Below are 3,144 nucleotides of genomic sequence, written 5' to 3'. Positions count from 1 at the left end.
TCAACAATAGGCAATGGTTGATAGTAAATTTGATTTCGCCCTAATTTCTTTGCTCGATATAATGCTTTATCCGCAGTTTGAATCAGAACATCCTGACTGATTTTAGGATTACCATTAAAAACGGTAATGCCCAAACTAATGGTGACATAATTAGAGACCAGTGATTTCTCATGTACAATCATTAATCGGTCAATGGCGCGGTAAATATTGGTTGCAACCGCATACGCACCTTGAGCAGAAGTTTCAGGCAACAGCACCACAAATTCCTCTCCCCCATAACGTGCAATAAAATCCATATGGCGAATCGAACTTTTTATGGTTTTTGCGACTTCAGAAATCACCTGATCCCCCATCTGATGACCATAAAAATCGTTGTAGTTTTTAAAATAATCAATATCGATAAACAGCACAGATAACGACGTGCTTTCCTTACATGCCAGGTTATAGTAATGGGTAAACATTTCCTCAAAAGTACGACGATTCGACACATTGGTCAGTTCATCATGCTGACTTAGATGGAGCAGTTCGGAGGCCTGTAAGCGTAGAATTTTCTCATCAATCTCAGATATTTTTGATTTTATAAAAATCCGTTGCTCTTTAGAATTCAGCATTACACTGATGGAAAAACCCAGGAGCAGGCTTCCAATAAAGTTCCGACCTATCATCAAAAGGTCATAGGGAATATTTAAAAAATAAAGAAAAAACAGGGTAACAATTGCCGCAAAAGAACCGATCCACAACATATGCAAGGGTTTGATACCACTCAGGATAAAGCCCAGCATGTATAAGAAAGCAACCAGCACCATTGCCTGGTTCTGCAACACCACATTGGAGACCCCGATCATCAGCGATGAAGTCAGTACAATGGTAAAAAAAACAATCGTACAAGCGGCTGGATAAAAGAAAGCTCTTAGGTTTCTAAAACGGGAAAAAGCCCAGAATAAAAACAGTGCGGCCCCCACAACAATTAAACTTAAAATGCTGTAAATAAAATCGAGAACAAAATGTGGACTTTCACGAAGAACAAAATAATTGGAGGGCAAGATCAACAGTACAAAAATGGTATAGGTAATCACACACTGACCAAAAAACTGAATGGCATTGACACGTGTTCGGTCAATATTGAATGCCCAAAACTCATCTTCCAACTTTTTAGGGAGCAAGGTCTGCCGGTTATTTGATTTAAAATGCTGAGCAACAAGCTGCTCTAGATCCTCTTTTGACCTCCGTAATTGATCAAGATCATACTGGTTATCCATCCTCAATACTCTTTTTATAATGCACTATTCTTATGCCGCATAAAAATAACACAAAATCGCATTTTGTCATGTGCTTTGGTTAACCACTTATCCATAATTGTAGTTACCATTTTCACACTATATGCATTATTATTTGTATTATTTTTAAGTTTGAAGTACGCCTTGAATACTCTTACACTTTTACAACCAGACGATTGGCACGCACATTTGCGTGATGGTTTAGCCCTAAAACGCACTGTACCTGATTTGGCAAAACAATTTGCACGCGCGATTTGTATGCCGAACCTTGTTCCACCAGTCAAAACTGTAGAAGAAGCTTTGGCATACCGCGATCGTATTCTTGCCCATGTGCCAGAGGGACTCCATTTCGATCCACGTATGGTGCTGTATTTTACTGATCATACCCCTCCAGACGAAGTTCGTAAAATTAAAGACTCTGAATTTGTGAATGCCATCAAGCTTTATCCTGCTGGTGCCACCACAAATTCGGATAATGGGGTTAGCGATATCCGCAAGGTATATGCGGTAATTGAACAGCTTGAAGAACATCAGGTGCCTTTATTGTTACATGGTGAAGTAACACACAACCATGTTGATATTTTTGACCGTGAAAAACGTTTCCTTGATGAAATACTCTCACCACTACTCAAACAGTTTCCAAAATTAAAGGTGGTATTGGAACACATCACCACCAGCGATGCAGCCAATTTTGTGCTTGAGCAGGATCGCAATGTTGCCGCGACCATCACTCCACAACATTTATTGTTTAACCGTAATGATATGTTGGTTGGTGGGGTCAAGCCACATTTTTACTGCCTGCCGATTTTAAAGCGTCAAACTCATCAAACCACATTACTGGAAGTTGCAACCAGCGGTAATCCAAAATTCTTCCTAGGGACAGACAGTGCACCTCATGCACAACATGCCAAGGAAAATGCCTGTGGTTGTGCAGGTTGCTATAGTGCACCGAATGCGATTGAATTGTATGCTCAGGCATTTGACCAAGTGGGTAAATTAGAGCGGCTAGAGGGTTTTGCTAGCATATTCGGTGCTGACTTCTATGGTTTGCCACGCAATACCTCTACCATCACGCTGGTCAAGGAAGAAAATACCGTAGCTGAATCATTTGACTATCTTGATGGTCAGAAAATTATTCCACTTCATGCAGGAAAAACACTGCAATGGAGAAAAGTGTGACACAAGCAGAAAGTAAAGCTCCTGTAATTGCTCAGCGTTTTCGTGGATTCCTACCTGTTGTTGTTGATGTGGAGACAGCAGGTTTTAATGCACAAACCGATGCACTTCTGGAAATCGCATGTATTCCAATTATCTATGATGAACAAGGGCAATTTATTCCTGGACCATCATTTCATGCCCATATCAATCCTTTTGAGGGAGCGAACCTTGACCGCCGTTCTTTAGATTTTATTGGGATTGATCCATTTAATCCAATGCGTGTGGCGATGGCGGAAGACGAACGTGGCGCATTGAAACGTATTTTCAAATCATTGAACGAGGTTCGTAAGGCACAGCATTGTACCCATGCGGTTTTGGTCGGACACAATGCCCATTTTGATTTAGGTTTCTTGCAGGCGGCAATTGCCCGTACTGGAACAAAGAACCAGAATCCTTTTCATAGCTTCTCTGTGTTTGATACCGTAACACTCAGTGCGGTCATGTTTGGCCAAACTGTGTTGGCGCGGGCGTGTATTCAGGCGGGAATTGAGTTTGATGGCAAGGAGGCACATTCCGCCCTATACGATACCCAGAAGACGGCTGAACTGTTTTGCTATATTTTGAACAAACTGTCTCCCCATCTTCTTGACACTTTGGTGACAGAACCCTAATATACCCCCACCTCAAGAAGTCCCTATCGTCTAGAGGC

3 protein-coding genes are annotated in these 3,144 nt (G+C 41.4%); 2 read left to right on the top strand and 1 reads right to left on the bottom strand.

Annotation, left to right across the window (positions count from 1 at the left end):
• On the bottom strand, positions 1 to 1,259 hold a 1,259-nt coding region (locus tag B4H32_RS02490; protein WP_286799666.1), incomplete at its 3' end, for a diguanylate cyclase.
• A 162-nt stretch (positions 1,260 to 1,421) separates the two neighbouring features.
• Between B4H32_RS02490 and pyrC the strand changes: the two genes are divergently transcribed.
• A complete protein-coding gene (gene pyrC / locus B4H32_RS02485) occupies positions 1,422 to 2,456 on the top strand; it encodes a dihydroorotase (protein WP_010589244.1) in 1,035 nt (344 codons plus the stop codon).
• On the top strand, positions 2,441 to 3,106 hold the full coding sequence (rnt, locus tag B4H32_RS02480; protein ID WP_004681252.1) for a ribonuclease T: 666 nt from the start codon (positions 2,441 to 2,443) through the stop codon (positions 3,104 to 3,106). The genes pyrC and rnt overlap by 16 nt, the downstream gene beginning before the upstream one ends.
• Positions 3,107 to 3,144: the final 38 nt, after the last annotated feature.

The sequence above is a fragment of the Acinetobacter sp. UBA2063 genome (assembly GCF_002333245.1).
Lineage (GTDB): Bacteria > Pseudomonadota > Gammaproteobacteria > Pseudomonadales > Moraxellaceae > Acinetobacter > Acinetobacter parvus.
Note: the sequence above shows the minus strand (reverse complement) of the source record. Positions and strands in the feature narration are given on the sequence as shown.